This is a genomic window from Actinoallomurus acanthiterrae (assembly GCF_054775715.1).
Window position 1 is genome coordinate 10,255,085 of sequence record NZ_BAAHCO010000001.1, and the last position, 23,081, is coordinate 10,278,165.

Consider the following 23,081-nt stretch of genomic DNA (forward strand, 5'->3'; position numbering starts at 1 on the left):
TGGCGACATGTTCACTGCGCTCCTGGATACATGCGTCTTGTGGCCCAGCCTGCAGCGCGACTTCTTGCTTTCTCTTGCAGTCGAAGGGATGTATCGCCCCGTCTGGAGCGCGGCGATTCTCGCAGAGCTCGAATACCACGAAACCGCCAAATTAGTACGTCAAGGCGAGAACGAGGACAAAGCTGCCGCACGTGCCAGGTTCCTGATCGAACAGATGCGCTCGGCTTTCGACGACGCAGAGATTCATGGCTGGGAGGGCCTGGAGGGGACCTACGGCCTCCCCGACCCAGACGACGAACACGTCGCTGCCGCAGCAGTCGTCGCCGGAGCCGGAGCGATCGTTACGCACAACCTAAAGGACTTTCCACAGAGCAGACTCCCGAAGGGGATCGACGTCATATCGCCGGCCGAGTTCGCCGCGAGCACCGTGGAATTGGAGCCCTTCCGAGCGTTCAATGCAATCGTAGCCATCGCCGAGCGCTCCGGCCGCAAAGGACCGCCGGTCAGCGTAGACGATGTGCTGGACATACTCGCAAAACGTTACGCCATGACCACTGCGGTCCATACCATGCAGCAGATTCGCTAATGGACCGACTCCCCCGCGCGGACGCGGACCGTGAGGTCCCGCCCGGAGGTGGCCTTGTCGCGTTGCCCGACAGAGAAGATCTTGCTACGGTCGCCGTCGGCGCGAGATACGCGTACGGCTGGATGTCGGGAGGTTGATGAATATGGCTGCCAGCAGCCCTGTTCGGCACACCCTCATCCGGTCCGCGCGAGGTTAGTTCGCGGCCCGGGTCGTTTTCAGCGACCAGGAGTTCTTCTCTCGTGTCTTCTTTCTTCTCATCGGCCGATTCCGAGCTGACCACCGACCGCCTCATCCTGCGGACGTGGTCGACCGAAGAGGTCACCGCCGTCGTCAACGGCACCCGCTCGGCGTACTGGGCGGATGACTTCCCCGCCGAAGGCGATCGCGTGATCGCCGGCTTCATCTCCGAACACCCCGACGACACGCTGGGCGAGTTCGGACACCGCCTGATCATCGAACGCGACAGCGGTCTCGTCGTCGGCTCGATCGGCCTGTTCTGGCCGCCCAGCGACGGTGTTCTCGAAATCGGCTACGGCGTCGTGGATTCTCGTCGCGGTCGCGGCTATGCGACGGAGGCCACCCGCGCGATGGTGGAATTCGGCCTCGCCGCACCAGGGGTCCACACGGTTTGCGCCGGTGTGGAACTGGCCAATCCCGCCTCGGTCCGCGTGCTGGAGAACTGCGGTTTCCAACGCTCGAGCGTGGAAGAGGAGACCACTCGGTTCCACATCACCAGGCCTGTCGCGCAGTGATGACCGGCCGGGATCGGCCGTGCTCGCCACTGCCGATCCCGGCCCCGCGGTTATGCTGCGCGAATGCTGATCGCTACGACCGGGACTGACGCTGAACTGGCCGTCGAGGCGGCCCTGGCGGGGGCGGCCGTGGTCCGGGGCATGTACGGCGCCGAACTGACCCGGGTGGACAAAGGTGCCGGTGACTTCGCGACCGCCGCTGATCTGCAGGCCGAGAAGACCATCGTGGAGATCATCACCGCAGCCCGACCCGATGACGCGGTGACCGGCGAGGAGAGCGGGCAGACCGGCACCGACGACGCTCGCCGCAGATGGCTGGTCGATCCCCTGTGCGGCACGCTGAACTACGCCGTAGGCAACATGCTGGTCGCCGTGAACGTCGCACTGCGCCAGGGATCGACCGTCACCGCCGCCGCATCGGCCGACCCGTTCACCGGCGAGGTCTTCTGGACCGACGGCCAACGCTCCTACCGCCGCAGCGACGCAACCGACACCGCGCTCACCCCGTCCTCCGCGTCACGACTCGTCGACGTCAACCTCGACCCACCGTTCCCCAACGCACCCGGGTTCCAGGCGACCCGCCTGCTCAGCGACCCCCGCTTCATCGAACGGTTCCGCCCCCGCGTCGTCTCCACCACCCTCGCGGTGGCCTGGGTCGCCGCCGGCCGCCGCGCCGCCTACGTCACCGACGGCCACCTCCACGACAGCGTCCACTTCGCCGCCGGGCTCGCCCTGTGCCAGGCCGCCGGATGCATCGTGACCGGCATCCACGGGCAACCACTGCACACCGGGCCAGGCGGACTGATCGCGGCAGCCGACCTGGCGACACACGGCGCGATCCTCGAGATGATCACCAGTCACAACCGCCCCTGAGCCCAGGTCCATCGCCGGTCCCGGGCCGCGCCCTTCTCCGGTTGCGTGGACGGAGCGCCAGACCGTACACAAGGCCGGTGGACCTCGATCACTTCGTCTACCGGCGGTTCTACGAGCGCCTGCTCGAAACGGAGCACGGCGAAGAGCGCCGTGGCCTACGTGAGTGGGTCGCCCGAGTGGCCGGATTGTTCGACGCCATCGCGCCGCTTCGCCACCGCGAGTGGCCGCCGGGGCCGTCCACCGGTGACGAGGAGTCGCGGGCGTGGCACCAGGAAGCCCTGTTCGCGCTCTACGCGGTGAGCCGGGCGAGCGACCTGCTGATCGAGAGAGGATGCCCCGCCGGCGCGCCCGCGCCGGCCCTCGGCACGACCGGCGGGCGCACGTTGAACCGCGAGGCCCTCTTCGTCCACGAGTGGTTCTTCGACCGGGTCGGCCTGGAACGCCTCCCGGCGACCGGCGCCTTCTCGCCGTTTCACCATGAGATATTCGCGGTCAGCACCGACGAAGACGCCGACCAGGTGATGGTGGAGGGCATCGTGTGGCCGGGCTTCCGGTTCGGTGACCTGTTGTTCTGCCGGGCCGGCGTCCACGTACGGGCGCCCTCTCGCCTGATCGATCCCGAAGTGGCGACCACGTCCACGCTGTACTTCGCCCACCGGCGCGAGCCGCGAAGAACCACTGACCTCGCCGACGGCTGGGGCGGCAATTCCCAATACCGGACCGCGTTTCATCGTTTCTACGACGACCGCGACGGGCTGCACCTCAATTGGGACGGTGAACGGTATCTGGGCGACGGCCACCGCCCTTCGGAGCGGGACGCCAACGCGGAACTGCCCCTCGATCGGCGCCGCGAGCTGCTCCTGAACCGCTGTTTCGTCACGGCCCCCATGCCGGCCGACGAGTGGGACTGGTTCCCTTACGACGACCGCTTCACGCTCCGCACCGCCACATGGCCCCTCGACGCCGACGCCTTGCTGCCCGATCCGAACCGATGACCACGACATGGAAGTGACCATCCGCTGATGCGCATGTACCTCTCCTCGTTCCGCCTGGGTGACCACCCGGACCGGCTGCTCGCGTTGCTCGGCGGCTCCAGACCGAAGGACATCGCGGTGGTCGCCAACGCGATCGACGCCCAGCCCGAAGAGGAACGCCAGGCCGGGGTCCGCCGGGAGATCGACGCACTGACCGGCCTCGGCCTGCGACCGGTGGAGCTGGATCTACGCGACTATTTCGATCAGCCGGGAGACGGTGTCGCGACCACGCTCGCCCGCTTCCCCGCCGTGTGGGTGCGCGGCGGGAACGTCTTCATGCTCCGCCACGCGCTCGCCCGCAGCGGCGCGGACACCGCGTTGACCGACCTCCTGCGACGGGACGCGCTGGTGTACGCCGGGTACAGCGCCGGAGCCTGTGTGCTCGCGCCCAGCCTGCGCGGCCTGGAACACTGCGACGACCCCCAGGTGGTTCCCGGCACCTACGGCGAACCGGTGACCTGGACCGGCCTCGGCGTCCTCGACCACGCCATCGTGCCGCACGTCGACTCCCCCGGACACCCCGAGAGCGAGGCACTGAACGCGGTCGCGGCGCGGTACCGCGCGGAGGGCGTGGCCCACCGGCCGCTGCGCGACGGCCAGGTACTAGTGATCGACGGCGACGACGCCCGCGTCCACTGACCGGCGGCCACTCCGCGCCCAGTACGGGATGCCGCTCAGCGGAAGTCGGCTGCGTGTTCGCGCGCCGGCCTCGGGATCGCCTGGACAGGGTTCCTCAAATAGGCTGCAGATCATGAAAGGGCGTCAATATGAAGTCATCATCGAGATCACTCGCCCAGCAGGCGACGACCCGACCGACTCGCTGGAATCACTACGACAGGCCGTTTCTTCCCGAGTCGACACGAGGCAGTGTGAATTAGTTTTCGCATCGCAGCCAGGCGGTGTCGTACGCATGGAAGCAGTTCTTCGGGCGGCAACCCCGCTGGAAGCGGCGGCCCGCGTGGATCGGCTGCTGGATGACGCCTTGATCTGGACAGGGATGTTCGAGGAGTTCGACGTAACCGGAAAGCGGCTTTGTTCGGCGCCTCTCGACATCCCTCGAAGAGGGATGGATCGCTGGATCTAGCACCGCGGGTGACGCATCGTGCGCCTTTGCGTGTCGCGACCTTAGAGAGTTACTGCACCGTGATCGCAGCTCGGTAACCCTCGACCACGGTCACCGCGTCCCCCCTCTCGCCAGGACGCCGCGAAGGCGGAGCGGGACGCGCCATGGAGCGATCCCGGCGCAAGAAGCTGCCTCTACCCGAAATCCCTACCGAAGCGGAACAATCTACGTGAACAACCGTGCCCTAACAGTGATGTCGTGCACTTTTCTGGCCCTCACCGCATGCAGCCATCCAACACCGAGAGTCGCGGTCAAGGGAAGCATCGTTGTCGAGGACAGGAATGCGCCGACAACAAAATTTCAATGGACCGATGACGGTTACTGTTACACCATGGGCCGCGACTATCTCGACATCGCTGCCGGAGCGGCTGTGACCGTCTACGACCCCAAGAGGAAAAAGGTCGGTTCCGGCACCGTCGGATCCCAAGCCCATACCGGTGGGTTCATGGACTTTGGTGGCGTTTCCCGCCACAGCCCCACGACATGTACATTCCCCTTCACCGTGACCGGCGTCCCGAAACAGAAGCTTTACGGCATCGAGGTCGCCCACCATGGCGTCGTGAACTTCACCGCCGCTCAAGTCGACGCCGGCCAGGTCAAGCTCACCCTCGGCGGTCCTGGCGGCCACAACTGACGGCCGACGGTGGACAGGGGTGCGGTCGATCTGTCACCCTTCAGGCATGATCGTTGGAAGGGCGGACGCCGCCTTCATCGGGTGAGCGCGCCGGAGCAGCGGGAAGCTGCCGAAATCCGCGAAGAATGGCTGGGCCGGCTTCTGTCGACGTCGCCCGCCGACCGTCCGGCCGCAGAGGCCGCCATCTCCGAGCTCTATCGCCTGATCGGGCTCGATCCGCCACGGTTTCACTGGGTGTCCTCGCCCGTCGCCGCGCTGACGACGGTTCCGCCGGGAGTTCGTCCCCGGCGATGCGAGGCGATCGAGAATCTGTCCGAATGGCCCGTACCCTCACAGATCAGACAGCTGAGGGGGCGATTGCGCCATGACCTCGACGAACGCTTCCGATGGACCGACCGATCCACGTACCAGCTGACCTACCGGTCCGTCCAGCTGTCGCTCCAGCAGTCCACCGGCAGGTCGCTCGACCTGACGCTGGGGGCGGCGCACGACTCGCGGGACTATCTGAGGAGTCCCTGGTACGGCCTGCGGGATGTCTCCTGGGTCGCCCGCTACGAGGCGCTGCGCCGCGTGACCGGAACGGTCTTCACGCTCGAGCAGAGTCGGCAGGTCGAGCTCTGGAAGACCGTGGCCGGCTCCTGCGGATGGTGGTGGCCGCGCGAAGACGTCTGCGTCGTCGCGGAGCGGCCCGTGGCCCTGCACACCGAGGTCTGGGGTGATGAGGGCGAGGTCCGGCTGCACTGTGCGGACGGTCCGGCCGTGCGGTACGCGGACGGCTGGGACATGTACGCCTGGCACGGGATGCCGGTGCCCGCCTGGGTCGTCGCGGATCCGACCGTCGAGCGGATCGACGATGAGACGAATGTCGAGGTCCGGCGGTGCGCGATCGAGCGCCTGGGCTGGTCCTCCTACATCGACCAGGCCGGGCTGCGCCTGATCGCGACCGCGCCGGACCCGGGGAACCCCGGCTCCGAACTACGGCTGTACGACCTGCGCAGGGACACCCGGGTGCTCCTCGCCGTCAACGGGTCCGTGGAACGCGACGGGCGGCGCCGCAGGTACGGGCTGACCGTGCCCGGTTTCCTCGACGATCCGATCGCCGCCGCCGGCTGGACGTACGGGCTGTCCGCCGATCAGTACTCCCTCCTTCTTCGACGAACCTGAGGTGATCTCCATGACCGTGACACTTGCTTCCCTGTCCCAGCAGACCGGACTCGCCGTCCTCGACCATCTCGAGACGTCGGTGACCATCCCCGTCGTCGACGGGCTTCAGGCCCAGGGCGACCTCATCGTCATCCCCTTCTCCATGATCGCGGTGGCCATGAGCTTCTGGCCCGACCCTGCCTGGGCCGACGTGCCGGCCGAGGGCGTGGAGCTGTTGCGCGGCGAGGCCGGCGGCAACCCGCACACGCTCGTCGCCGACCCGGGCACCTGCCGCTGGACCACACGCGTCTCCGACTCCGACGGGCTCGCGATCGGCGTGTTCGAGACGTCGGCCGTCGCCTACCTGCTGCATCCCGAGCACGGCGCCACCGGCTGCGCGCCCGGGACGTACGTCGTCCGGCGGCAGCGTGAGCGCGAGGGACGCCAGAGCCGCCTCGTGGCGGACTGACCCGCCTCGCGCCCGCGCCATGTCCATTGGCGCGGGCGCGACAGATCTCAATCGACCTAGTCGAGGCGGGAGACCTGGTAGTGGGTGATGTACCAGTCGCCTTCCGAACGCTTCAGCAGTACGCCGAGGTTGACGCTCAGTGTGGGCCGGTCCGTGAACGAGAAGTCGACGGCCAGGTATCCGAGCACGAGGTCGTCGGAAAGGCGCCTGCTTTCCAGAATGCGGTACGCGGCCGACAGGCCGAGGGGCTGGGATTCGTAGTAGTCGGCGACGCCCTGCCTTCCGACGCTGTACGGGTGCAGCCCCTGGAACGTCGCGTCTTCGGTGAAGAGGGAGGCGACCCGATGCGGCTCGTGGGCGCCGACGGCCGCCTTCCACTGGTCGAGGACGCCGCGCAGGATCGCCTCGGTGTCCGTCGTGCCGTCCATCACGGTTCTCCTGTCGGGTGGCTGGAAAAGCGACGCTCAGTGACCCGCGCTCACGCCGCCGTCGACGTGGAGGATCTCGCCGGTGACGAACGGGGCGTTCTCCAAGTAGATCACCGCGTCCACGATGTCGCTGGGCTCGCCCATCCGGCCGACCGGTTGCAGGGCGGCGAGCGCCCCCTGGGTCTCCACGGGGTGCATCGGGGTCTTGATGGTGCCCGGTGAGACGGCGTTGGCGCGAATGCCGCGGGTGGCGTACTCGATGGCGAGGGACTTGGTGGCGGACTGCAGCCCGCCCTTGGTCAGCGAGGCCAGCACGGAGGGGACGCGGGAGTCTGCGTTGTCGACCAGGCTGGTGGTGATGTTCACGAGGTGACCGCCGCCCTGGGCGAGCATCCGCTCGACGGCCAGCTGGGTGATCCAGAAGAAGCCGGCGAGGTTCACACCGGTCACGGTGGCGTAGTCGTCCTGGGTGTAGTCGGTGAAGGGCTTGGCGACGAAGACTCCCGCGTTGTTGACCAGGGTGTCGACGCGGCCGAACCGCTCCACAGCGGCGGCGATGACGCGCTCGGCGGTGGCCGGGTCGGCGATGTCGCCCTGGACGGTCAGGATGCCCGCCTCGTTGGAGGGGGCGATGGTGCGCGAGGTGGCGACGACGGCGTAGCCGAGCCTGCCGTAGGCCTCGACGAGGCCGGCGCCGATGCCCTGTCCCGCGCCGGTGATGATGGCGACCTTCTGGTCCTGAGAACTCATGATGGTCTTCTTTGAGATAATGCCGGTCCCGGCCGAGGACGCCGGGACCGAGCCAGGACGTCAATGGCGCTTGGCCATGGCGCATCCGGCGGAGAAGCCGGACGGGTAGCCGGCCGCGAAGCCCTCGCGGAAGGCGGCGACGCCGGTGGTCGTCTTCTGCCGTTGCGCCGCGATACCCACACTGCGGCAGGCCTTCTTGCCGTCGGCGAATCCCTCGGAGTAGCCCTGCCGGAATCCGGCGGCGTACGGCTCGCGGGCGTGTTTCTCATGATCGGGTTTCGGCTTCACCGCGGTGTTCCGCTGGGCCATCGCCGATCCGGTGTGCGCCGATGCCTGCGGAGCCTCAACCATCCCCATGATCAGACCGGTGCCCAGGACGGACGTCAGCAGAAGCGGACCGATATGACGCATCGAGCCTCCCCCCATTGATGAATAAAAGCAGCTATCTCCACTCAAGGCAGCAAGAAGGCGTGAGAACAATACAATTGCCGTTAATAGCGAGCAATGTAAGATTTACCGCGAAATGCGGTTCCAGTAGCGCGAGCGCTCACGACCGGCCGAGGATCAGGCCGCTCGTCGGGACGCCCGTTCCGGCGGTCACGACGACGTGCTCGACCCCGGCGACCGGGTTGACCGAGGTGCCACGGACCTGGCGCACGGCCTCGGCGATGCCGTTCATGCCGTGGATGTACGCCTCGCCGAGCTGGCCGCCGTTCGGGTTGACCGGCAGGCGCCCGTCCAGCTCGATGCCGCCGTCCGCGACGAAGTCCCTCGCCTCCCCGCGCCCGCAGAAGCCCAGCTCCTCCAGCTGCACGAGGACGAACGGCGTGAAGTGGTCGTACAGGATCGCCGTCCGCACGTCGTCCGGCCCGATCCCGGCCTGCCGCCAGAGCGTGTCCCCCACGCGGCCCATCGCGGGCAGGGTCGTCAGGTCCGTCTCGTAGTACCCGAACATCATCATCTGGTTCGGCCCCGCGCCCTGCGCCGCCGCTCTGATCATCGCGGGCGGGTGGGGCAGGTCGCGGGCGCGTTCGGCGCTCGTCACGACGATCGCGACGCCGCCGTCGGACTCCTGGCAGCAGTCGAGCAGGTGCAGGGGCTCGACGACCCACCGGCTGGCCTGGTGGTCGTCGAGGGTGATCGGCCGCTCGTGGAACCACGCCTTGGGGTTGGTCGCCGCGTGGCGGCGCATGGCGACCGCCACCCGGCCGAAGTCCTCGCTGGTCACGCCGTACTCATGCATGTAGCGCCGGGCGTACATCGCCACCCAGGCGGCCGGGGTCGCGAAGCCGTACGGCAGGTGGAACGAGAACTCCAGGTCGGTGGACGTGGCGGCGTGCTCCGAGCGGGGCGCGGCCTGGCCGAAGCGGCGTCCCGAGCGCTCGTTGAACGCCCGGTAGCACACGACCGTCCGCGCCTGCCCGGTCGCCACCGCCATCGCCGCGTGGGCGACGGTGCCGCAGGCCGCGCCGCCGCCGTACTCGACGCGGGAGAAGAACGACAGGCCGGGGATGCCCAGCTCCCGCGCCACCGCGATCTCGGAGTTGGTGTCCGACGAGAACGTCACCAGGCCGTCGACGTCGGACGGCGTCAGCCCGGCGTCCTTGATCGCGTCGATGCACGCCTCGGCCGCGAGCTGGAGCTCCGAGCGCCCCGACTCCTTGGAGAACTCCGTCGCCCCGATCCCGGCGATCGCCGCCTGCCCGGAGATCGTCATACTCGCTCCTTGAGTCGTACGGTCGCGACCGCGTGGTCGCCGAGGCTCACCGCGCCGCGTACTTCGACGGTGCGGTCGTCGACGACGCGGCCGGTCATCGTCAACGTGTCACCGGCGTACGCGGGGACGCCGAGCCGTACGGAGACGCCCTCCAGGACGGCGTCCGGCAGGCCCTCCAGGACGCAGCGCTGGACCAGGCCCACGGTGGTCAGGATGTTGAGGAAGATGTCCTTCGACCCCTGGGCCCGGGCGAGCGCGGGGTCGTGGTGCACCGGCGTGAAGTCGCGGGTGGCCAGCGCGGTGGAGATGACGAAGGTCGGCGTCAGCTCGACGCTCAGCCCCGGCAGCCCGCCGTCGGCCTCCGCAGCCGGTTCCGGCGCAGCCGCCGACGCCGCCGAAGCCGACGCCCCAGACGCCGATGCCCCCGAAGCCGACCCTGCGGACGCCGCAGGCGCAGGCGCTCCCGCCGGGCGCCACTGGGGCAGGGTCAGCTCGTCGTCCATCTCCTGGAAGACCAGCTCGACGGGCATGCCGACGCGCACCCGGTCGGGCGGGCAGTCGAGGAGGTTGCCGACCATGCGGACGCCCTCCTCGAGGTCGACGAGGGCGACGACGAACGGCGGTTCGTGCCCGGGGACCGGCGGGTGGTGGTGGACGACGTAGCTGTGGAGCGTGCCACGGCCGCTCGCCGCGACGTGGTCGCGTTTGGTCGCGTGGCAGCTCGGGCACATCGGGCCGGGCGGGTGGCGCAGCCGTCCGCACTCGGCGCAGCGCTGGATGCGCAGCTCGCCCTCGCGTACGCCGTCCCAGAAGTAGCGCGTGTCGAGGCCGACGGCGGGCCGCAGCGGGTGACGCCCCTTCGCCGGGCGGTCCGGGCGAGGGCGGGGGCGGAACTTCAGCACCCGGAACATCATCTCGGCGACGCGCTCGTCCTCGGAGTACCAGCTCTGGTACCAGGTGACGAAGTAGCCCTCGCCGAGGCCGGTGCGCTTCGGCCCGGTCACGCCCCCGAACCTCATGGTCGAGCGCAGCCGTTCGCCGTGCCGCAGGTACCGGTCGTAGGTCTGCTCGCAGTTGGTCGCGACGACGCCGGTGAACCCGGACTCGTTCAGCAGCGTCAGGGCGCGGTCCGCGATCGACGCGGGCTTGTCGGTGTCCAGCCCGGGCATCGACCAGACCTGGATCATCGCCGGCGGCGCGGTCTCCGCCCAGCGGTCGCCGCGGTCGCCGAGCGCCTGGGTCCAGTTGCGGATCATGGCGGCGTTCACCGGGTCCGGGCAGGGGGACGCGGGGTTCTCCCCCGCGGCGGTCAGCTCCTCGGCGAGGGCCATCAACTGGTCGTGCAAGGTGACTCCTTCACCGGGGGGCGCGCGGCAGGCCGAGGCCGATCATCGCGATGAGCTCCCGCTGGATCTCGTTGACGCCGCCGCCGAAGGTCAGCACGATCGCGCCCTTCACGCCGTGGTCGAGGCGGTCGATGAGGTCGCGGGTCTCCTCGTCGCCGGGGTCGCCGTAGCGGGCGAGCGCCTCGCCGACGACGCGGCCGACGTCCTGCATGCGCTCCGAACCGTAGATCTTGGTGGCGGACGCGTCGGGCGCGCCGAGCCAGCCGAGGTCCATGTTCGCGGCGACTTGCCAGTTGAGGAACTCGTTGACGCGCAGGTACGCGTGGACCTGCGCGACCGCGCGCCGTACGTCGGGCTGTTCGATGAGCGGCCGGCCGTCGCGGCCCTTCTTGGTACGGGCCCAGCGGACGAAGCGGTCGTAGGTGTGCCCGATGTTCCCGGCCGGGCCGAGGGTGACGCGCTCGTGGTTGAGCTGGTTGACGATGAGGTTCCAGCCCTTGTTCTCCTCGCCGACGAGCAGGTCGGCGGGGACCTTGACGTCCTGGTAGTAGGTGGAGTTCGTGTGGTGGCGGCCGTCCATGGTGACGATCGGCGTCCACGAGAAGCCGGGGTCCTTGCAGTCGACGATGAGCATCGAGATGCCCTTGTGCTTCTTGGCCTCCGGGTCGGTCCGCACGGCCATCCAGACGTAGTCCGCGTAGTGCGCGCCGGAGGTGAAGATCTTCTGGCCGTTGACGATGTAGTGGTCGCCGTCCCGGACCGCCGTGGTGCGCAGCGCGGCCAGGTCGGTGCCGGCGCCGGGCTCGCTGTAGCCGATCGCGAAGTGGCACTCCCCGGCGAGGATGCCGGGCAGGAACCTCTTCTTCTGCTCCTCGGTCCCGAACTGCACGAGCGTCGGCGCGACGGTGTTCAGCGTGATGATCGGGTACGGCACCTCGGCGCGGGCGATCTCGTTGGCGAAGATCTGCTGCTCGACGGGCCCGAAGCCGCGGCCGCCGTACTCCTTGGGCAGCGCGATGCCGAGCATGCCGTTTTGGCCGAGCCGCCGGCAGTGCGCCATGTACGCCGTGCCGAACGGGTCGTCGGCGATCCCCTCGCGCTGCTCCGGGGTCAGGCAGGAGGCGAAGTACTCGCGCAGCTCGGCGCGGAGCACCTTCTGCTCGTCGGTCAGGTCGATGAACATCAGGCCACCAGAGCTCCAATCGCGTCGAGCTGCGCCTCCGCGCCGCCCAGCAGGTGGGCGTGGTGCTTGGCCCACCCGAAGTACCGGTGCAGCGGGTAGGTCACGTCCAGGCCGAGCCCGCCGTGCAGGTGCTGACAGGTGTAGAACGCCTTCAGCGCCGGGTCGCACGCGTTGTACGCGGCGACGGCGAGGACCTCGGCGGCGTCGTCGTACCCCTCCGCGAGCCGCCACGCGCCCGCCCACACCGCCACGTCCAGGGCCCGCTTGGCGATGTAGACGTCGCCGATCTGCATGGTGACGGCCTGGAACTCGGCGAGGGGCCGGTCGAACTGCTCGCGGGTCTTGACGTGCTCGGTGGTGAGCGTGAGCGCGGCGTCGAGCACGCCGGAGACGATCGCGACCGCGCCGGCGGTGGCGTACCCGGTGAGGGTGCCGTACGCCCCGGCGTCCAGCAGCGCGTCCGCGCCGGCCCGTACGCCCTCCAGGCCGATCCGCGACAGCGGCTCGCCGGTGGCCGACGGCTGCGGGGCGATCGTCACCTGCCCGGGCTCGACGAGGAAGACGCCGATCCCGTCCACGAGACGTGCCGGGACGAGGATGACGTCGGCCTGCTCCGCGTACGGGACGAAGGTCTTGACCCCGTCGAGGACGTACGCGTCGCCGTCGCGGCGCGCGGTCGTCGTGAGGCCGGTGCCCGGCTCGCGGAAGGCGACGCTCAGGACCGGCCCGCCGTCCGCGAAGCCGGCGAGCTGCTCTCCGCCGCCGTGCCGGGCGAGCGTCATCGCCGCGACGAGGGAGGCGTACGCGGGGACCGGGGCGACGCGCGCGCCGATCTCCCGCAGGACGACCGCGAACTCCACCGCCCCCAGCCCGGCGCCGCCCAGTTCCTCGGGCAGGCAGGCGCCGAGCAGCCCGGCGTCGGCGAGGGCCTTCCACAGCGCCGTGTCGTACGGCGCGCCGGATCTCTCGTGCGCCTCCAGGCGCTCGGTCGTGACCTCGCGTTCGAGCAGGCCGGCCGCGAGGTCCCGCAGCTCCCGCGCGTTCTCGTCCAGGTCGAAGTCCATGATCCCCTTCTCACTCGGTCGCGCCGGAGGGCCACAGGCGTCCGCGGCCCCGGCTCTCGAACTCGGCGCGCAGCCGGTCGACGTCCTCGGCGGTCATGCGGCGGAACCGCGGCTCCCGGCCGGGCCGCCACCACACCGGGTCGGAGGTGTTCCAGGCCTCCGCCGCGAGCGCGCGCTTGACGACCTTGTTGGAGGCCGTGCACGGGAGCCGCCGGCGACCCGGACGTAGCGCGGCGTCCACTTGGCGCCCAGGTCCGCGCGGCCGCGCAGGAACGCGGCGAACCCGTCGGGGTCGAAGTCGCCGACCAGCGCCACCATCACCTGGTCGCCGGCCGCGACGTCCGGCACGCCGTACACCGCGAGCTCCTCCGCGCCCGGCAGCTCGCCGAGCACCCGCTCGACCTGGGCGGCGCCGAAGTTCTCGCCGTCGACGCGCAGCCGGTCGGCGTGCCGCCCGGCGAAGAACACGAAACCCCCGGCGTCCCGGTAGGCGAGGTCGCCGCTCCAGAACATGCCGTCCCGGAGCCGGTCGTCGGCCTGCTCGTGGTAGTAGCCGTCGAACAGGCCGAGCCCCTTGGTGTTCACGAGCTCGCCGATCGCCTCGCCGCCGTTGGTCACGCGGCCGTCGGCGTCCAGCCGCGCGGGCGGGCACTCCCGGGCGGTCTCCGGATCGAGGATCTTGATGCCGTCGCCGAGGCGGCCGAGCGCTCCCGGCGGCCCGGCCGGGTCGGGCGAGAAGGAGATCGCGGTCTCGGTGGAGCCGTACCCGTCGACGACCACGCAGCCGAACCGCGCGCCGAACCGTTTCTGCTCCAGCGGGGCCGCCTCGTTGCCGAACGCGACCCGGAGCGGGCTGTCCGCGTCGTCGGGGCGTTCGGGCGTGGCCAGGACGTACGACAGCGCCTTGCCGACGTAGTGCAGGTACGTGCAGCCGTACCGGCGGACGTCCGGCAGCGTGCCGGAGGCCGAGAACCGCGCGCGGAGCACGAGCTGCGCGCCGGCCGCGAGCGCCGGGGCGTACGCCGCCATGACGGCGCCGGAGTGGAAGAGCGGCATCGGGCAGTAGACGACGTCGCCCCGGCCCAGCAGGCGGCCGGCCAGGACCGTGCCCGGCACGACGACCTTCCGGTGCGTGACCCGCACCGCCCTCGGCCGCCCCGACGTGCCGGACGTGAAGATCAGCATCAGGAGGGTGTCCGGCGCGACCGGCACGGACGCGTCGAGCGGCGCGGCTGGCACGGCCGGCGCGAGCGCGTCGAGCGGCGAGGCCGGCGCGGACGCATCGAGGGGCGAGGTCGGCGCGGGCGGCGCGGGCGACGCGGGCGACGCGGGCGACGCGGGCGACGCGGCCGGCGCGGCCGGCGCGGGCGACGCGGGCGACGCGGGCGACGCGGGCGACGCGGGCGGCGCGGGCGACGCGGGCGACGCGGGCGACGCGGGCGACGCGGGCGCGTCGGCCGGTAGCGGCGCGTCGAGGGGCGGGGCCGGGCTGGGCTCGGCGAGCGGCAGGCCGGTACGGGAGGCGAGCCGGTCCGCGAGGGCCGCGTGGCGCGGTTCGGTGACGATCAGGTCGCAGTCGGCGCGCTTGGCGTCGCCGGCCAGCTCGTCGGCGGTGCGGGTCGTGTTGAGCGCGACGATCACGTTGCCGGACAGGGCCGCGCCGCCGAGCAGGAAGACGAACTCGGGGACGTTGTCGAGCAGCACGCCGACGTGCAACGGGCGCGTGGCTCCGCGCATCGTCGCCATCCAGCCAGCGCGGGCGGCGCACTCGCCGACGACCTCGCGCCAGGTCCAGGCCTCGTCGGCGAACCGCAGGCCCACGCGGTCGTCGGCGGCCCGCTCCCGGAGCAGCTCGGCCACGGTGCCGGACACCGCCTCACCTCCCGGTCGGTCTCACCCGGAAGAAAACTAGAACACATTCTAATATGTGTCCACCACCAGAGATCAACGAGGGATGTCAGACTCCGCTTACCTCGGTGAAACCTCCTCGCTTCCGCAACCCGCCGGTAATACATAACGTGTTCTCGCCGACGGTACCCTGGTGCGTGACACGCGCGGGCGGGGCACCGCGCTCCCAGCCCAAGGAGTCGTCGTGACGGCAGAGTCAACAGCCGCCAGCCACCAGGGGGTCCGCTCCCGCAGCCAATACCAGCGCCGTCGCCGCATCGTCCAGGCGGCCGCCGCCCTCGCCTCCCGCGGAGGCGTCGAGGCCATGCAGATGCGCACCGTCGCCGAGCGCGCCGGAGTGGCGCTCGGCACGCTGTACCGCTACTTCCCGTCCAAGATGGACCTGGTCGTCGCCGTCGTCAGCGAGGAGATGGACACCCTCGAGGGCAGCCTCGACCGCCGCCCGCCCCGGTCGGAGACCGCGGCCGGACGCGCCGTCGAAGTGCTGATGCGCGCCACGCGGGGACTCATGCGCGAGCCGGAGCTGGCCGACGCGCTCATCCGGTCGCTGCTGCTGTCGGACGTCAAGACCGACTTCGGCGACCGGATGGCGGGCCTGCTGGCCCGGGTGACGGCGACCGACACAGAGGGGGGGACCGACGAGAGCCGGGTTCTGCTGCGGTCGCTGAGCAGCGTATGGGTGATGGAGATGCTGGAGATGCTCCGAGGCCACACCACGAACGAGGTGATCCAGGTGCGGCTGGAGATCGCCGCGGCCCGCCTGCTCGCCGACTTCTGACGCCGACGAGGCGGACCACCGCCCGGGAGCGGGTTCACGACCCGCTCCGGACGGTCAGCCGGTCGTGAGCTGCTGGAACATCCCGGTGCGGATCAGGTAGAGGGCCACCCGGGTGAGGAGGGCCTCGAGGAGCATGACGAGCGCCTTCGCGAGGATCGTCGACACGATGTCAGGCATGGGGCACCTACGGGGTTGAGGGGGTACCGTCGCGTGAATTATGCCTGCTTGTCCGAATCAAAGCGACCGGCCAGGGTGGCGGCAGAGTGAATATTTTCCCAAGTCAGACGCTGTTTCGCCGCAGGCGCGTCAACAGCACCGCGGCCACGGCGAAGGCCAGCGCCGAGCCCAGGGCGATCGCCCAGCAGTGCGGCAGCAGGGGCCGGCTGCCGAAGAAGTGACTGAGACCCGGCACCTGCACGATGATCCCCAGCACGCCGAGTGACGCGAAGCCCGAGACGAGCACCAGCGGGTCGCGCCCGCCGGCCGCGATCGTCTGGGCCAGCTGGGTGGTGACGAGCGCGACCAGACCGGTGGTGTCGGCCTGGCCACGAGTGCCGCTCGCCCTCGCCAGCATCCACGCGGCCAGCGCGGCGCCCGCCGTGGTGCCCGCGCGTACCGTCACGTCCCGGGTGAGCGCGCCGCCCAGCGACCGGTCCGGGCCCTCCGCCAGGAGCTCCTCGTGCGTCACGCCGGACGGCGGGCGGGCCGCGAGGGCGATCGCGGGGACCATGTCGGTGAGCAGGTTGACCAGGAGCAGCTGGCGCACGTTGAGCGGGCTGCGCCCGCTGAGCAGGCCCGTGCCCACTGTGAAGGCGATCTCGCCGAGGTTGCCGCCGAGCAGTACGGCCAGGGCGTCGCGCGTGGACCGCCACATCGCCCGGCAGTCGGCGATCGCGTCGGTGATCGTCTCGATCCGGTCGTCGGTGACGACGACGTCCGCGGTCTCGCGGGCGGCGGGCGTGGCCCGCTGGCCGAGCGCGATGCCGACGTCGGCCAGCCGGATGGCGGGGGCGTCATTGGCGCCGTCGCCGGTGACGGCGACCACCCTTCCGGCCGCCCGGAGGGCCTGGACGACGCGGGCCTTCTGCGCGGGGCTGACCCGGGCGAAGACCGACACCCCGGCCAGCGCGTCGGCCAGTTCGTCGTCGCGCAGGGCGTCGAGTTCGGGCCCGGTCATGATCCGGCCGTCCAGGAGGCGCAGTTCGGAGGCGATGGCCTCCGCGGTCGTCGGGTGATCACCGGTGATCATGATGACGTCGACGCCCGCCTTGCGCAGCCGGTCGACGGCCTCGGCGGCGGTCGGCCGGACCGGGTCGGCGATGCAGGTCAGGCCGAGGAAGCCCAGCCGGTCGATGCGCGACTCGTCCAGGTCCCGGCGCCCCGACGCCTTGCGCTCGGCGACCGCCAGCACCCGGTACCCCAGACGCGCCAGCCGGTCCACCTCCTGCTCGACCTTCTCCCGCGCCTTCTGGTCGAACGGGACGGGCCCGTCGTCCCGAAGCCAGGTGTCACACCGTTCCAGGACGATCTCCGGTGCGCCCTTCACGCTCAGCAGCTGACGGCCGTCCGTCCGGCCGAGGACGGCGTGGTAGCCGCGCCCGGGTTCGAACGGCATCTCGTCGACCCGCTCCCAGGACCCCAGGCCCTCGGCCGCGGTCATGTCCAGCTTCCGGGCCGCCCTCATGATCGCCCGGTCGGTCGGGTGCGGCAGCCGGCCGCCACCGGGATCCGGGGTCGCACGAACGGCGGCCGCGATGACCCTCCGGAAGAACGGCGGCAGTCTCTTCTTCTTCACCGGGGCGGCCGCCATGCCGTCGGACACCAGCCGCAGCCGCAGCCTGCCCTCGGTCAGCGTGCCCGTCTTGTCGAAGCAGAGCACGTCGATGCGGCCGAGTGCCTCGATCGTGCGCGGGTTGCGGACGAGCGCGCCACGCCGGGACATCCGGCGCGCCGTCGCCAGCTCCGCCGCCGTGGCCACGAAGGGCAGTCCCTCGGGGACGGCGGCGACGGCGAGGCTGACGGCGGGCCCGAGCGCCTGCGCCATCGAATACCCGCGCAGCAGATCCGACAGGAAGAGGACCGCCCCCGCCCCGAGCGCGACCGGCAGCGTCACCTCCGTCAGCGCGCGCAGGCGCGTCTCGACGCCGCCCGGACGCCGTTCGTCGCCGCCCTCCCGCATCGTGCGCCCGACCTCGGTCTGGGCGCCCGTGGCGACGACGACGCCGGTCGCGTTCCCCGCCGCGATGACCGTGCCCTGGTACAGCATCGAGTACCGCTCGGCGACCGACCGGGACAGGCTCGGCCGGGGACTCTTCGTGACCAGCTGCGACTCCCCGGTCAGACTGGACTCGTCGACCTCCAGGTCCTCCGCGGCCAGCAGGCGCAGGTCGGCCGGGACGGCGTCCCCGGCGGCCAGCACGACGACGTCGCCGGGGACGAGCTCGTCGGCCGTGGCCCGCGGTTCCTCGCCGTCCTCACCGTCCTCGCCGGGCCGCCGGAGCCGGACGCGTACCGCGCTCAGGTCGACGAGCCGCCGCAACGCGCGGTCGGCGCGGACCCGCTGGAAGCCGGACATCACGGCGTTGCCCCCCAGGACCGCGCTGATCAGGGCCGCGTCCATGATCGATCCCATGACCGCCGAGACCCCGGCGCCCGCCGCGAGCGCCGGAGTGAGCGGGTTGTCGAGCTCCTCGACCGTGACGTGGGCCAGGCCCGGCGGCCGTACCGCCTCCCCCAGGTCGGAGCGCCGCCGGTCGGCCTCGTCCTCGCCGATGCCGGACATCGACGACTGCAGCCGGTTCAGCACTGCCATGGCCGGCCACGCGTGCCACGGCGTACGGTCCTGGGGCACGGGGGCGGGCCGCCGGGCCAGGGCCCGGCCCGACCAGGTGCCGACGCCGAACGCCGCGATGGTGGCGAAGTCGACCGCGAGCTGGGCGCGCCGCGCCGCCCCGGGGGACGGCCCCGCCGCGGCCAGCAGCGCCCCCGACACCGACCCGACGGCGGCGGTCTGCGCCGCCCGCGTGCTGGCCTGCTTCGCCGCCGGCATCGTCTCCAGCAGCAGGCACGCCTCGGCCAGGCCGGGGCCGCACAGCAGCTGCGCGCCCCACGGCGGCCGGCGGCCGTGGGCCAGCACGCCGATGCCGACGTCCGCCGCCGCGAGGGACTCCCCGCCGTGCGCGGCGACGAGCGCGACGGCACACCCCTCCTCCTGGCACCGCCGTACGGAGGCGAGCAGCCGGTTCCCGCCCGCGACCGTGCGGTCCACGTTCAGCCGCCGCGCCAGCGGCGCGGCGCCAGCCACCGCGACCGACCCGACTCCTCGTGCGGCGGCGATCAGCGCCTCGGCCAGGGGATCCAGCTCGGCGACCACGGAGACGAGAGCGGCCGGTTCGCCGTCGCGGGTCAGGAGGAGCACGGTCGCGCCCCGCTTCCGCAGCTCGGCCGCGCGCTCGCGAGCGTCCGCGGGCAGGCCGGATTCGGTCACGGAGTCGCCCGCGCCACGACGGCCGGCGCGCGCCCTGGCCGGCCGCACCAGGGAGACCGCCCAGGCGCCCTCCTCCCGCCGGGCGTCCGGCCGTTCCAGGTCGACCAGCGCGTGGGCGCGTTCGTAGGCCTCCTCCGCGCCGGCCTCCGGCGACACGAGCACGACGTCCTCGATCACCATGTCGCCGGTGCGCAGCACCGAGGCGTCGACGATGACGTGGTCGATCCGGTCGAACCGGCGCAGGCTCTCCGGGTTCAGCACGGCGACGTCCCGGCCGGCGGCGATCCGGCCGATCTGGGTGGCGAAGGCCTCGCGGCCCATCCGCGCCGCGCGCGGCACGCCCGCGGCGAGCACTCCCTGCGCCCGCGCGCCGTCGCGCGTGAAGAAATACGTGCCCACCGCGGCCGTGATCGCCGCCGGTATCGTCCAGGCCACCCGCTCCACGGGCCCGTACGGCAGCGGTACGGGCCGCTCCGGCAGGTGCAGGGCCGCGGCGTCGAAGGCGCCCTCATGCTGGATCAGGCGCTCCACGCGCCGGTGCCAGGCCGCCCGGTGCCCGCGCATCTCCCCCACCCGGACGCTCCGGTGCACGGAGCCGATGAGGAGGCCGACCGGCTGCTGCGCCAGCGCCTGCAGGGTCGCGAGGCCGCTGCCGACGACCACGTCGGTGGCGGCCGGCCCGATCAACCGCACCAGCCGGTCCCGCACCTGAGGCGTCGAGTCGACCATCGCGATCGCGGTGCCCAGGGCCGGGGGGATGGGGACGGTGCGCAGCACCAGCCGGCTCGTGATCGCGGTGCCGGCACCGGCCAGGTACGCGGCGACGAGGGCCGTCTCCCGCACGACCCCCTGCCGGTGCGACGGGTCGGGATGCCGGGCGAACGAGTCGCCGGCCGTGCCGTGGCGGTCCTCGACCATCTCGACCACGTCGACGAGCGCGTCGACGGGCACCTCGCCGTCCTCGATCACCATGACGGTCCCGAGAACGGCGTTGACCTCCGCCCGCGCCACGCCCGCGACCTTCAGCATCTCCCCGACGAGGTCCGCCGCCATGTCCTCACGGCCGGGGCGGTGCACGCCGCGGACCCGGATGCTCGTCCGGCCCTCGGCCCGGTGCACCCGCCGTCCCTCGACCACCTCCACGGCGACGCGCACCGCGGTCCCCGACGCCCGCGCGGCGGCACCGGGGAACCGGGCGACCGCATCCGGCAGGCGCTCGACGTCCCTCGACGCCCGTACGACGGCACCGGGAAGGTGCCCCACCGCACCCGCGGCTTCCCCCGACGCCCGCACGGCCGCACCGGGAAGGCGACTCACCGCACCCGCGGCCTCCTCCGACGCCCGTAGGGCGGCACCGGGAAGGCGCGCCAGCGCACCCGCGGCCTCACTCGAGGCCCACGCGGCGGCACCGGAAAGCCGCGCCATCACGCCCGCGACGTCCCCCGAGACCCGCGCGGCCGCACCCGCGGCCTCACCCGAGGCCCGAACGGCGGTCCCCGGAAGGCGCCTCGCCACACCCGCGGCCTCACCTGACGCCCGTACGGCGGTCCCCGAGACACGCGTCGCCGCACCTGCGGCCTCGCTGGAGGCCCGAACGGCGGCGCCCGGAAGACGCCCCGCCGTCCCTGCGGCCTCACCCGAGGCCCGTACGGCGGTCCCCGAAAGACGCGTCGCCGCACCCGCGGCCTCACCCGACGCCCATACGGCGGTCCCCGAAAAACGCCCCACCGCGCCCGCGGCCTCACTCGACGCCCGTGCGGCAGCGCCAGGAAGACGCCCTACCGCACCCGCAGCATCGCCCGACGCCCGTACGGCGGTCCCCGAAAGACGCGTCGCCGCACCCGCGGCCTCACCCGACGCCCATACGGCGGTCCCCGAAAAACGCCCCACCGCGCCCGCGGCCTCACTCGAGGCCCGTAGGGCAGCGGCACCCGAAAGGCGCGCCGCGTCACCCGACGCGCGCGCCAGCAGGCCGGGGACCCCTGCCGTTCCGCCCGATGCCCGCGCGACGGTACCGGGCAGAGTCGTCGTCGCCTGGAGCAGACCGGTCGCGGTCTGGAGGAGGCGTAGCAGCGGCATCGGTCAGGGGCCCGGCGTCATGCGCCCTGGGTCGCCCTCGACCGACCGGACGTGCTGGAGGACCCGCCGGACTGGCCCTGGGTCGCCCCCTGGCTCGCCGTCGCGGTCCTGCTCGCGGCCGTCCTGCTCGTCGTCGTCCGGCCGGCGGTCGATCTGCTCGCGGCGGTCCTGCTCGTCGTCGACTTACCCGCGGTCGTCCTGCCAGCGGTCGACCTGCTCGCGGCCGTCCTGCTCGTCGACCTACCGGCGGTCGTCCGGCCCCTGGTCGTGGTCCGGCCCCTGCTCGCCGCCGTCCGGCTCGTGGCGGCCGGCTCGCCCGCCGTTTCTCCGGCGGCCGGCTCCCGCGCGGCTCGGCCGGGCCGGGTCGCTCCGCGTCGGCCGCCGAAGGCGCGCCGTGCCACTATGGTGCCGAGGCCGACGGCGGCGGCGACCGGCCAGTCGATGATCCCGAAGATCGCCGCGGCGCCCAGACCGCCGTAGAACGCCAGCCGTTCCGCGGGCGGCAGGTGGGAGGCGGCGGCCTTTCCGGCGTCGCCGACGTAGGAGACCCCGGGCACGGGGACCTTCATGACCTTCACACGCGGCATGACCACGGGTACCGGGACCTTCGCGCCGTGCTCCTGGCGGCGCGTCGTCCGGGTCGTGGTCTCCGATCGGCCGCCTCTGGCGGCGGCCGTCGTCCGCGTCGTTCTCGACGACGCGGGCTTCGCTCTCGTGGCTTTCTTCTGCACGGCCATGCCGACCATCCCCCGCTCATGCCGGAACACCGTTTTCCGCTCTCGAAGGTCCACGTTGCTCCGCAGAAGGCCTCGACACAAGCCCACAAGAGGAGATCCGGACGGACCTTTTCCCTGGTCGAGGTCATACGGAAGGCAAGTTCAGGCGATTTGCCCCAAACGCCAGACTCGTCCGAACCGGAGACGCGGGAGCGCCCTGGCGCGCGTCTCGTGGAGTCCGGCGGCGAGCCCGGACCGCGGGAACGTGCATCATCGAGTCGGCCCCGACTCTCGCGAGAAGGGGTTCGAGTCTCGTAAGGAGGAACATGTCGGACGACGAACCCGGGCACGAGCCCGACTACCGGTTCTCGCTCGCCAACGAACGGACCCTGCTGGCCTGGGTGCGGACGTCTTTCGGGCTGGCCGCGCTCGGCATACCGCTGGCCGGCGGCATCCACGGCGTGACGCTTCCGGCCTGGCACCGCGAGATCGGACTGGGCGCGATCGCCCTGAGCGTTCTGATCGCCCCGATCGCCTACGTCCGGTGGCGGCGGGCGCAGGAGGCCATGCGGCTGGGCGTGTGCCTGCCGCGTGACCCGCTTCCGGCCCTCCTGACGGCGGGCGTGGCGATCCTCTTCGCCCTGACGCTGGTGAGCGGGATCGTGACCCGGTGAGCTCCGGCCTGCAGGCTCAGCGAACGGAACTCGCGTGGATGCGCACGACACTGTCCTGCTGGGCGGTCGGCCTGCTCGCCTTCAAGATCGCTTTTCCGGTCGGGGCGGTGGCGCTGCTCGCCCCGGTGACCCTGACCATCGTCGCGTACCGCAGGCGGCGGCTGCTGCGCGCGGACGGCGCGCCGCCCCCGATGTCGCGCGTTCAGGGCGTTCTCGCGGTCGGCACCTGCCTGGTGATCGCGATCGCCGGCGCGATGCTGCTGTGAGGGAAAGCCCCCGGGCCGGGCTGCTGTGAGGAAGGGCCAGGGCCGGGCTGCTGTGAGGAAAGGCGCCAGGG

The 23,081-nt window shown here is 71.7% G+C and carries 23 protein-coding genes; 13 read left to right on the forward strand and 10 right to left on the reverse strand.

The genetic code is table 11. The annotated features are described in order from the left end of the window. Window positions 1-7 precede the first annotated feature (7 nt). The 9 genes from ACYVF7_RS48310 to ACYVF7_RS48350 all read left to right on the forward strand — a co-directional run bounded on the left by ACYVF7_RS48310 (window position 8) and on the right by ACYVF7_RS48350 (window position 6,614). Window positions 8-586, forward strand: coding sequence for a PIN domain-containing protein (locus ACYVF7_RS48310; protein ID WP_460353014.1), 579 nt, complete (start codon window positions 8-10; stop codon window positions 584-586). Between the two features lie 239 nt (window positions 587-825). Continuing rightward, window positions 826-1,338 carry a GNAT family N-acetyltransferase gene (locus ACYVF7_RS48315; protein WP_460353016.1) on the forward strand — a complete coding sequence of 171 codons (513 nt, stop codon included), beginning with the start codon at window positions 826-828 and terminating at the stop codon, window positions 1,336-1,338. Between the two features lie 63 nt (window positions 1,339-1,401). Further along, the gene (locus tag ACYVF7_RS48320; RefSeq protein ID WP_460353018.1) at window positions 1,402-2,211 is read left to right on the forward strand and encodes an inositol monophosphatase family protein; all 810 of its coding nucleotides are present in this window, start codon (window positions 1,402-1,404) and stop codon (window positions 2,209-2,211) included. Between the two features lie 77 nt (window positions 2,212-2,288). Beyond that, the gene (locus ACYVF7_RS48325) at window positions 2,289-3,206 is read left to right on the forward strand and encodes a hypothetical protein (protein WP_460353020.1); all 918 of its coding nucleotides are present in this window, start codon (window positions 2,289-2,291) and stop codon (window positions 3,204-3,206) included. 27 nt (window positions 3,207-3,233) lie between these two features. After that, window positions 3,234-3,884 carry a Type 1 glutamine amidotransferase-like domain-containing protein gene (locus tag ACYVF7_RS48330; protein ID WP_460353022.1) on the forward strand — a complete coding sequence of 217 codons (651 nt, stop codon included), beginning with the start codon at window positions 3,234-3,236 and terminating at the stop codon, window positions 3,882-3,884. Window positions 3,885-3,996: 112 nt separating this feature from the next. Further along, the gene (locus tag ACYVF7_RS48335; RefSeq protein WP_460353024.1) at window positions 3,997-4,329 is read left to right on the forward strand and encodes a hypothetical protein; all 333 of its coding nucleotides are present in this window, start codon (window positions 3,997-3,999) and stop codon (window positions 4,327-4,329) included. Window positions 4,330-4,537: 208 nt separating this feature from the next. After that, window positions 4,538-5,002 carry a hypothetical protein gene (locus ACYVF7_RS48340; RefSeq protein ID WP_460353026.1) on the forward strand — a complete coding sequence of 155 codons (465 nt, stop codon included), beginning with the start codon at window positions 4,538-4,540 and terminating at the stop codon, window positions 5,000-5,002. A 357-nt stretch (window positions 5,003-5,359) separates the two neighbouring features. After that, the gene (locus ACYVF7_RS48345) at window positions 5,360-6,166 is read left to right on the forward strand and encodes a DUF6745 domain-containing protein (protein ID WP_460353028.1); all 807 of its coding nucleotides are present in this window, start codon (window positions 5,360-5,362) and stop codon (window positions 6,164-6,166) included. Between the two features lie 10 nt (window positions 6,167-6,176). Beyond that, the gene (locus ACYVF7_RS48350; protein ID WP_460353030.1) at window positions 6,177-6,614 is read left to right on the forward strand and encodes a hypothetical protein; all 438 of its coding nucleotides are present in this window, start codon (window positions 6,177-6,179) and stop codon (window positions 6,612-6,614) included. A gap of 56 nt (window positions 6,615-6,670) precedes the next feature. On the opposite strand, the gene ACYVF7_RS48355 is transcribed toward ACYVF7_RS48350, so the two are convergent. From ACYVF7_RS48355 to ACYVF7_RS48390, 8 genes are all read right to left on the reverse strand, one after another. Further along, window positions 6,671-7,042 (reverse strand): SgcJ/EcaC family oxidoreductase, encoded by a 372-nt coding sequence (locus ACYVF7_RS48355; protein ID WP_460353032.1) that lies wholly within the window; start codon window positions 7,040-7,042, stop codon window positions 6,671-6,673. A 36-nt stretch (window positions 7,043-7,078) separates the two neighbouring features. Further along, window positions 7,079-7,792 carry an SDR family NAD(P)-dependent oxidoreductase gene (locus ACYVF7_RS48360; RefSeq protein WP_460353034.1) on the reverse strand — a complete coding sequence of 238 codons (714 nt, stop codon included), beginning with the start codon at window positions 7,790-7,792 and terminating at the stop codon, window positions 7,079-7,081. Between the two features lie 60 nt (window positions 7,793-7,852). Next, window positions 7,853-8,203 carry a hypothetical protein gene (locus ACYVF7_RS48365; protein ID WP_460353036.1) on the reverse strand — a complete coding sequence of 117 codons (351 nt, stop codon included), beginning with the start codon at window positions 8,201-8,203 and terminating at the stop codon, window positions 7,853-7,855. Between the two features lie 136 nt (window positions 8,204-8,339). Beyond that, a complete protein-coding gene (locus tag ACYVF7_RS48370) occupies window positions 8,340-9,509 on the reverse strand; it encodes a lipid-transfer protein (protein WP_460353038.1) in 1,170 nt (389 codons plus the stop codon). Continuing rightward, on the reverse strand, window positions 9,506-10,855 hold the full coding sequence (locus ACYVF7_RS48375; protein ID WP_460353040.1) for an OB-fold domain-containing protein: 1,350 nt from the start codon (window positions 10,853-10,855) through the stop codon (window positions 9,506-9,508). The genes ACYVF7_RS48370 and ACYVF7_RS48375 overlap by 4 nt, the downstream gene beginning before the upstream one ends. A 10-nt stretch (window positions 10,856-10,865) precedes the next feature. Further along, window positions 10,866-12,038: an acyl-CoA dehydrogenase family protein gene (locus ACYVF7_RS48380; protein WP_460353042.1), complete on the reverse strand. Its 1,173-nt coding sequence runs from the start codon at window positions 12,036-12,038 to the stop codon at window positions 10,866-10,868. Continuing rightward, a complete protein-coding gene (locus ACYVF7_RS48385) occupies window positions 12,038-13,102 on the reverse strand; it encodes an acyl-CoA dehydrogenase family protein (RefSeq protein WP_460353044.1) in 1,065 nt (354 codons plus the stop codon). The genes ACYVF7_RS48380 and ACYVF7_RS48385 overlap by 1 nt, the downstream gene beginning before the upstream one ends. Window positions 13,103-13,195: 93 nt before the next feature. Next, the gene (locus tag ACYVF7_RS48390) at window positions 13,196-14,974 is read right to left on the reverse strand and encodes an AMP-binding protein (RefSeq protein WP_460353046.1); all 1,779 of its coding nucleotides are present in this window, start codon (window positions 14,972-14,974) and stop codon (window positions 13,196-13,198) included. 220 nt (window positions 14,975-15,194) lie between these two features. Here ACYVF7_RS48390 and ACYVF7_RS48395 point away from each other — a divergent pair, with 220 nt between their 5' ends. Then, the gene (locus ACYVF7_RS48395; RefSeq protein WP_460353049.1) at window positions 15,195-15,788 is read left to right on the forward strand and encodes a TetR family transcriptional regulator; all 594 of its coding nucleotides are present in this window, start codon (window positions 15,195-15,197) and stop codon (window positions 15,786-15,788) included. A gap of 54 nt (window positions 15,789-15,842) precedes the next feature. Here the strand turns inward: ACYVF7_RS48395 and ACYVF7_RS48400 are convergent, their stop codons facing one another. Both ACYVF7_RS48400 and ACYVF7_RS48405 read right to left on the reverse strand, forming a co-directional pair. Next, a complete protein-coding gene (locus ACYVF7_RS48400; RefSeq protein WP_460353052.1) occupies window positions 15,843-15,965 on the reverse strand; it encodes a hypothetical protein in 123 nt (40 codons plus the stop codon). Between the two features lie 103 nt (window positions 15,966-16,068). Continuing rightward, on the reverse strand, window positions 16,069-20,592 hold the full coding sequence (locus ACYVF7_RS48405; RefSeq protein WP_460353055.1) for a cation-translocating P-type ATPase: 4,524 nt from the start codon (window positions 20,590-20,592) through the stop codon (window positions 16,069-16,071). 813 nt (window positions 20,593-21,405) lie between these two features. On the opposite strand from ACYVF7_RS48405, the gene ACYVF7_RS48410 reads away from it, so the two are divergent. The 3 genes from ACYVF7_RS48410 (at window position 21,406) to ACYVF7_RS48420 (ending at window position 23,010) form a co-directional block, all read left to right on the forward strand. Continuing rightward, on the forward strand, window positions 21,406-21,834 hold the full coding sequence (locus ACYVF7_RS48410; protein WP_460353058.1) for a hypothetical protein: 429 nt from the start codon (window positions 21,406-21,408) through the stop codon (window positions 21,832-21,834). A gap of 562 nt (window positions 21,835-22,396) precedes the next feature. Beyond that, window positions 22,397-22,744 (forward strand): YidH family protein, encoded by a 348-nt coding sequence (locus ACYVF7_RS48415; RefSeq protein ID WP_460353060.1) that lies wholly within the window; start codon window positions 22,397-22,399, stop codon window positions 22,742-22,744. Beyond that, the gene (locus tag ACYVF7_RS48420) at window positions 22,741-23,010 is read left to right on the forward strand and encodes a DUF202 domain-containing protein (protein WP_460353063.1); all 270 of its coding nucleotides are present in this window, start codon (window positions 22,741-22,743) and stop codon (window positions 23,008-23,010) included. The genes ACYVF7_RS48415 and ACYVF7_RS48420 overlap by 4 nt, the downstream gene beginning before the upstream one ends. Window positions 23,011-23,081: the final 71 nt, after the last annotated feature.